Here is a 7,264-nt window from a genome sequence, read left to right on the forward strand (position 1 = left end):
ATCAAATTCCATCATTCACTATCATTCCGCTTTGATGGAAAGATTTCAGGGAGGGGACCATGGCATCGCGACCCACCATTACGGATCTGGCGAAGGCCGCCGGCGTCAGCGTGGCGACGGTCGACCGCGTGCTGAACGGGCGCCACAAGGTGCGCGAGGAAACGGCGCGGCGGGTCTACGATGCCGCCAATGCGATCGGCTATCACGCGATCGGGCTCATCCGGCAGCGGGTCTTCGAGGACCTGCCGCAATACCGGCTGGGTTTCAGCTTCCAGCGCCCGGGCCAGGCCTTCTACCAGAATTTCGCGCGCGAGATCGAGATCGCCTGCAATGCCTGCACCACGGCACGCATCGTGCCGCAGGTCGACTTCATCAACGCGCAGACGCCGGCCGCGATGACGGACATGCTGCGGCAGCTCTCCGCCCGCAACCAGGCCCTCGCCGTCGTCGCCCCCGACTATCCGGCGACGACCGCCATGGTGGAGGACCTGAGGAACCGGGGCATTCCTCTCTTCTGCCTGCTCTCCGACTTCGCCATGGACGTGCGCCAGGGCTATATCGGCCTCAACAACATGAAGGTCGGCCGCACGGCGGCCTGGATGATCGCCCGCGGCGCCCGCCGGCCCGGCAAGGTGGCGATCTTCGTCGGCAGCCACCGCTTCCACGGCCACGAGCTGCGCGAGATGGGCTTCCGCTCCTTCTTCCGCGAGAAGGGCCAGGATTTCGAGGTGCTGGACACGCTCGTCAATCTCGACACCAGCGAGATCACCCACGAGGCGACCGCCAACCTGCTCGCCCAGCACCCCGATCTCGTCGGCCTCTATGTCGCCGGCGGCGGCATGGAAGGCGCGATTTCCGCCATCCGTGAAGAGGGTTACGGCGGGAAGATCCAGCTCATCGTCAACGAACTCACGCCCGAATCGAAGGCCGGCCTTGCGGACAACGTCGTCACCATGGCGATCAGCACGCCCCTGCCCGCCCTCTGCCGCGAGCTCGTCTCGCTGATGGTGACGGCCATCGAGAAGGGCGAGGCTGCCGTGCCCGGGCAGACGTTCCTGCCCTTCGATATCTTCCTTCCCGAGAACATCTGACAGGCTGGATGATGGTTTTCCATCATCCAGCCGATGAATCTGTCAGCAATGAGGGCGTGGCCGGCGCCTTCGGCTTTGACGCCCGTCAAGCGCTTCCCGATCCTCATGCGTGCATGCGAGGCCGCCCTGTCGGCGGCCCCCGAAGACCGGAGGACCTCCATTCCATGCCGCCCCTTGATTTCGCCCTCAACCACATGACGGCGCCCGCGCTGAACCTCGACGCCTTCTTCGCCCTCGCCGTCTCGCTCGGCATCACGAAGGTCGAGATCCGCAACGACCTTGACGGCAACGCCATCCTGGACGGCACCACGCCAGCCGAGGTGAAGGCGCTCGCCGCCCGCCACGGCGTCACGATCATCTCGATCAATGCGCTCCAGCGCTTCAACGAATGGACGCCCGCCCGCGCTGCCGAGGCGAAGGAGCTCATCGACTACGCCGCGGCGGCGGGCGCCCGGGCGCTCGTGCTCGTGCCGAAGAACGACGGCACCGGCCAGGCCGACGGCGAGCGGCAGGCCAACCTTGCCGAGGCGCTGGCCGCCCTGAAGCCGATGCTGACTGCGGCCGGAATCATCGGCCTCGTCGAGCCGCTCGGCTTCGAGATCTGCTCGCTGCGCTCCAAGCGCGAGGCTGCCGAGGCGATCGAGGCCGTGGACGGGGAACAGACATTCCGCCTTGTGCACGACACGTTCCACCATCACCTCGCCGGCGAGCCCGACCTCTTCGCGGCGCTCACCGGCCTCGTCCATATTTCCGGCGTCGAGGATGCCGATGTCACCGTTCCCGCCATGCGCGACGGCCACCGCGTCCTGGTCGGCCCGCAGGACCGGCTCGGAAACATCAGCCAGATCAAGGCCTTGGCCACCGCCGGCTATGCGGGACCGCTCTCCTTCGAGCCCTTTTCACCGTCCGTACACGACGTCATCGACCCCAGGGCGGCCGTGGCGCAGAGCGTCGCCTTCATCCGCGAAAACATCTAGGGCCGGCGGGGCCGGCGGCCTGTCCGCCGGCACTTTTCCCCAGGGCCTTGCGGGATTCCCGGTCCTGAAAAATGGAACGGGCTTGACGTCCCGAGCAGAAAATGGAATAAACATTCCGCAATACGGAATTCGCGGTTTGTTTATTCTGTTTTGGCCCCTTGCCTCCCGGGAGGAGCAAGGGGCCGGCTGCCCGCAAGGGCCAGCTGTCCGGACAATCGAGTGGCGCTGCCGGACGCCACGTTGAGGAGGAGAACGACATGAAAAAATTCATTCTGAGCTCGGCGCTTGCCGTGATGATGTCCACCGCCGCCCATGCCGAGACGATCGGCGTGTCCATGGCGCTGTTCGACGACAACTTCCTGACCGTCCTGCGCAACGGCATGTCCGATTACGCCAAGACCCTCGACGGCGTCGAGCTGCAGATCGAGGACGCCCAGAACGACGTCGCCAAGCAGCAGAGCCAGGTGCAGAACTTCATCGCCTCGGGCGTCAGCGCCATCATCGTGAACCCGGTCGATACCGACGCGACCGCCGCGCTCTCCAAGGCCGCGGCCGATGCGGGCATTCCGCTGGTCTATGTCAACCGCGAGCCGGTCAACGTCAACGAGCTGCCGGAAAAGCAGGCCTTCGTGGCTTCCGACGAAAAGGAATCCGGCACGCTGGAAACCAAGGAAGTCTGCCGCCTGCTGAACGGCAAGGGCAAGGTCGTCGTCATGATGGGCGAGCTTTCCAACCAGGCCGCACGCGTGCGCACCCAGGACATCAAGGACGTCATCGCCACCGACGAGTGCAAGGGCCTCGAAATCGTCGAGGAGCAGACCGCCAACTGGTCGCGCACGCAGGGCTCCGACCTCATGACCAACTGGCTCTCCGCCGGCCTGGAGTTCGACGCCGTCATCTCCAACAATGACGAGATGGCGATCGGTGCCATCCAGGCGCTGAAGGCTGCCGGCCGCTCGATGGACAGCGTCGTCGTCGCCGGCATCGACGCCACGCAGGACGCGCTTGCCGCCATGGCAGCCGGCGACCTCGACGTGACGGTGTTCCAGGATGCCGCCGGCCAGGGCAAGGGCTCGGTCGATGCCGCGCTGAAGCTGGCCAGGGGCGAGCAGGTCGACACCAAGGTGTACATTCCCTTCCAGCTCGTGACCCCGGCCAACATCGCCGACTTCCAGTCGAAGAACTGACCGGTTCCCACCGGTCGCGGAAAACCGCTAGACTGCTATGGACGCGGGGCCCCGAGCGGGGGCGCGGCCGACCCGGGTGGGGGTGGTGCGGGGGGGGGGGGGCGCTGGGGAGGCCGCCCCCCCAGGCCGCGGGTGGGGGGAACGGCGCCATTCCGAATGCCGAATATCTGCTGTCCGCGGAAGGTATCCGTAAGGAATTTCCGGGCGTCGTCGCGCTTGACGACGTCGAGTTCAAGCTGAAGCGCGGCACCGTGCATGCGCTGATGGGCGAGAACGGCGCGGGCAAATCCACGCTGATGAAGATCCTCGCCGGCATCTATACGCCCGACCAGGGCGAGGTGCTGCTCAAGGGCCAGAAGATCCGCCTGCAATCGCCGCTCGACGCGCTGGAGAACGGCATCGCCATGATCCATCAGGAACTCAACCTGATGCCCTTCATGACGGTCGCCGAGAACATCTGGATCCGCCGCGAGCCGAAGAACCGCTTCGGCTTCGTCGACCACGGCGAGATGCACCGCAAGACGGCCGCACTCTTCAAGCGCCTCAACATCGTGATGGACCCGGAAACCCAGGTGCGCGACCTTTCGGTGGCCAATCGCCAGATGGTCGAGATCGCCAAGGCCGTTTCCTACGAGAGCGACGTGCTCATCATGGACGAGCCGACCTCGGCGCTGACCGAGCGCGAGGTGGAGCATCTCTTCACCATCATCCGGGATTTGCGCGCGCAGGGCATCGGTATCGTCTACATCACCCACAAGATGAACGAGCTGTTCGAGATCGCCGACGAATTCTCGGTGTTCCGCGACGGCAAGTATATCGGCACGCATGCCTCGATCGACGTGACGCGCGACGACATCATCCGCATGATGGTCGGCCGCGAGATCACCCAGATGTTCCCGAAGGAGGAGGTGCCGATCGGCGACGTCGTCCTCTCGGTGAAAAACCTCACCCTCAAGGGCGTGTTCCACGACGTGTCCTTCGACGTGCGCGCCGGCGAGATCCTCGGCCTTGCCGGCCTCGTCGGCTCGGGCCGCTCGAACGTCGCCGAGACGATCTTCGGCGTGACGCCGGCCACCTCGGGCAGCATCGAGATCAACGGCAAGCCGGTGACCATCGACAGCCCGAACACGGCGATCCGCCATCGCATGGCGTTCCTGACGGAAGACCGCAAGGACACCGGCTGTCTCTTGATCCTCGACATCCTGGAAAACATGCAGATCGCCGTCCTCCAGGACAAGTTCGTCAAGAACGGCTTCGTCGCCGAGGGCGAGCTGACCAAGGTCTGCGAGGAGATGAGCCGGAAGCTGCGGGTGAAGACGCCGAACCTTCACGAGCGCATCGAGAACCTGTCAGGCGGCAACCAGCAGAAGGTGCTGATCGGCCGCTGGCTGCTTACCCATCCGCGCATCCTCATCCTCGACGAGCCGACCCGCGGCATCGATGTCGGCGCCAAGGCGGAAATCCATCGCTTCGTCACCGAGCTCGCCCGCGACGGCGTCGCCGTCATCATGATCTCGTCGGAAATGCCGGAAGTGCTCGGCATGAGCGACCGCGTCATGGTCATGCACGAGGGCCGCGTCACCGGCATTCTCGACCGGGCGGAGGCCACGCAGGTCAAGGTCATGGAACTGGCTGCCCAGTGAAATCAGCCCAAGGAATATTCAGGGCCGCCGGGCGGCCGCAAGGGAGGTAATCATGAGCACGAATTCCGCCGCGCAGGCCCAGGCCGCTGCGCAGAAATCTGCCCGCCGGCTCCCGCCGGAACTCAACATCTTTCTCGTCCTGATCGGTATTGCGCTGGTCTATGAAATCCTCGGCTGGATCTTCGTCGGCCAGAGCTTCCTGATGAACCCGCAGCGCCTGACGATCATCATCCTGCAGGTCTCGGTCATCGGCATCATCGCCGTCGGCGTCACGCAGGTGATCATCACCGGCGGCATCGATCTCTCCTCCGGCTCGGTCGTCGGCATGACGGCGATGTTCACCGCCTCGCTGGCGCAGGCGTCCACCTGGCCGCGCGCGCTCTATCCCGCGCTGACGGACATGCCGGTCATCGTGCCCGTCGCGCTCGGCATCGGCGTCGGCCTGCTCGCCGGCTTCATCAACGGCCAGCTCATCGCCAAGACGAAGATCCCGCCCTTCATCGCCACCCTCGGCATGATGGTCTCCGCCCGCGGCATCTCCAAGTGGTACACCAAGGGCCAGCCGGTCTCGGGCCTGACGGAACAGTTCAACTTCATCGGCACCGGCATCTGGCCCGTCGTGATCTTCCTCGTCGTCGCCGTCATCTTCCATATCGCGCTGCGCTATACCCGCTACGGCAAGTTCACCTACGCGATCGGCGCCAACGTGCAGGCCGCCCGCGTCTCCGGCATCAATGTCGAATCCCATCTCGTCAAGGTCTACGCCATTGCCGGGGCGCTCGCCGGGCTTGCCGGCGTCGTCACCGCGGCCCGCGCCCAGACCGCTCAGGCCGGCATGGGCGTGATGTACGAACTCGATGCGATTGCCGCGACCGTCATCGGCGGCACCTCGCTTGCCGGTGGCGTCGGACGCATCACCGGCACGGTCATCGGCACCGTCATCCTCGGTGTCATGACATCGGGCTTTACCTTCCTGCGCGTCGATGCTTTCTACCAGGAGATCGTCAAGGGCATCATCATCGTCGCCGCCGTCGTCGTCGACGTCTACCGGCAGAAGAAGCGCAAGACGTGACGTTGCAAGCGAATAGGGAGTGGCGAATAGCGAATAGTTATTAAGCAGATAGCGCACTCTTCCTATTACCCAATCCCTATTCGCTACTCGCTATCCCCTATTCGCTCCCCCACATAACGAGGACAACATGACTGTAAGATTTGGTCTTCTCGGCGCCGGCCGCATCGGCAAGGTTCACGCCAAGGCCGTGACCGGCAATCCCGATGCCGTGCTCGTCGCCGTCGCCGATGCGTTCCCCGCCGCGGCGGACGCCATCGCCAGGCAGTATGGCTGCGAGGTCCGCACCATCGAGGCGATCGAAGCGGCGAAGGACATCGACGCCGTCGTGATCTGCACGCCGACCGACACCCATGCCGACCTCATCGAGCGCTTCTCCCGCGCTGGAAAAGCCATTTTCTGCGAAAAGCCCATCGACCTCGACGTCGAGCGCGTGAAGGCCTGCATGAAGGTGGTCGACGAGACCAAGGGCAAGCTGATGGTCGGCTTCAACCGCCGCTTCGACCCGCACTTCATGGCCGTCAGGCAGGCGATCGACGACGGCCGCATCGGCGATGTCGAGATGGTGACGATCACGTCGCGCGACCCCGGCGCCCCGCTGGTCGACTATATCAAGCGCTCCGGCGGCATCTTCCGCGACATGACGATCCACGACTTCGACATGGCCCGCTTCCTGCTCGGCGAGGAGGTCGTCTCGGTCTCCGCCACCGCCGCCGTGCTGGTCGATCCGGAGATCGGCAAGGCCGGCGACTATGACAGCGTCTCCGTCATCCTGCAGACCAAGTCCGGCAAGCAGGCCGTCATCTCCAACTCGCGCCGCGCCACCTATGGCTACGACCAGCGCATCGAGGTGCACGGCTCGAAAGGCATGGTGTCTGCCGAGAACCAGCGCCCGGTCTCCATCGAGGTCGCCAACGGCGACGGCTACACCCGCCCGCCGCTGCACGACTTCTTCATGACCCGCTACACGGAAGCCTATGCCAACGAAATCGCGGCCTTCATCGCCGCCATCGAGAAGGGCGCGACCATCTCGCCCTCCGGCGCCGACGGCCTCGCAGCCCTTGCGCTTGCCGATGCGGCCGTGACGTCGGTCGAGGAAAAGCGCCAGATCTCCGTCGCCTGACGGAAACCGCCTCCCAAGCATCTGGCCGGGCGATTTTTTCGCCCGGTCTTTTTGTTTAGGCCCCGCCCGCCCCCTCCTCCGTCATCCTCGGGCTTGCCCCGAGGATCCTGTGTGTTTGGTCTGATGTAAGATGGTTGCGGGAAGGAGGCCGAGAGGATCCAGGCCGCCGTTTGT

6 protein-coding genes are annotated in these 7,264 nt (G+C 64.9%); all 6 read left to right on the plus strand.

The genetic code is table 11. The annotated features are described in order from the left end of the window. Positions 1-59: 59 nt before the first annotated feature. The gene (locus MUU56_RS09925) at positions 60-1,091 is read left to right on the plus strand and encodes a LacI family DNA-binding transcriptional regulator (protein WP_244767134.1); all 1,032 of its coding nucleotides are present in this window, start codon (positions 60-62) and stop codon (positions 1,089-1,091) included. Between the two features lie 164 nt (positions 1,092-1,255). Continuing rightward, positions 1,256-2,068, plus strand: a complete 813-nt coding sequence (locus tag MUU56_RS09930; RefSeq protein ID WP_244767135.1) for a TIM barrel protein — start codon at positions 1,256-1,258, stop codon at positions 2,066-2,068. Between the two features lie 257 nt (positions 2,069-2,325). After that, positions 2,326-3,255: a sugar ABC transporter substrate-binding protein gene (locus MUU56_RS09935; RefSeq protein ID WP_244767136.1), complete on the plus strand. Its 930-nt coding sequence runs from the start codon at positions 2,326-2,328 to the stop codon at positions 3,253-3,255. A 104-nt stretch (positions 3,256-3,359) separates the two neighbouring features. Continuing rightward, positions 3,360-4,898, plus strand: coding sequence for a sugar ABC transporter ATP-binding protein (locus MUU56_RS09940; RefSeq protein ID WP_244767169.1), 1,539 nt, complete (start codon positions 3,360-3,362; stop codon positions 4,896-4,898). 52 nt (positions 4,899-4,950) lie between these two features. Next, positions 4,951-5,970, plus strand: a complete 1,020-nt coding sequence (locus tag MUU56_RS09945) for an ABC transporter permease (protein WP_244767137.1) — start codon at positions 4,951-4,953, stop codon at positions 5,968-5,970. A 127-nt stretch (positions 5,971-6,097) separates the two neighbouring features. Further along, entirely contained in the window at positions 6,098-7,090 is a 993-nt protein-coding gene (gene iolG / locus MUU56_RS09950; protein ID WP_244767138.1) for an inositol 2-dehydrogenase, read from the plus strand. Positions 7,091-7,264: the final 174 nt, after the last annotated feature.

Origin of the sequence: Shinella yambaruensis, from assembly GCF_022899355.1 — a bacterium.
GTDB lineage: Bacteria > Pseudomonadota > Alphaproteobacteria > Rhizobiales > Rhizobiaceae > Shinella > Shinella yambaruensis.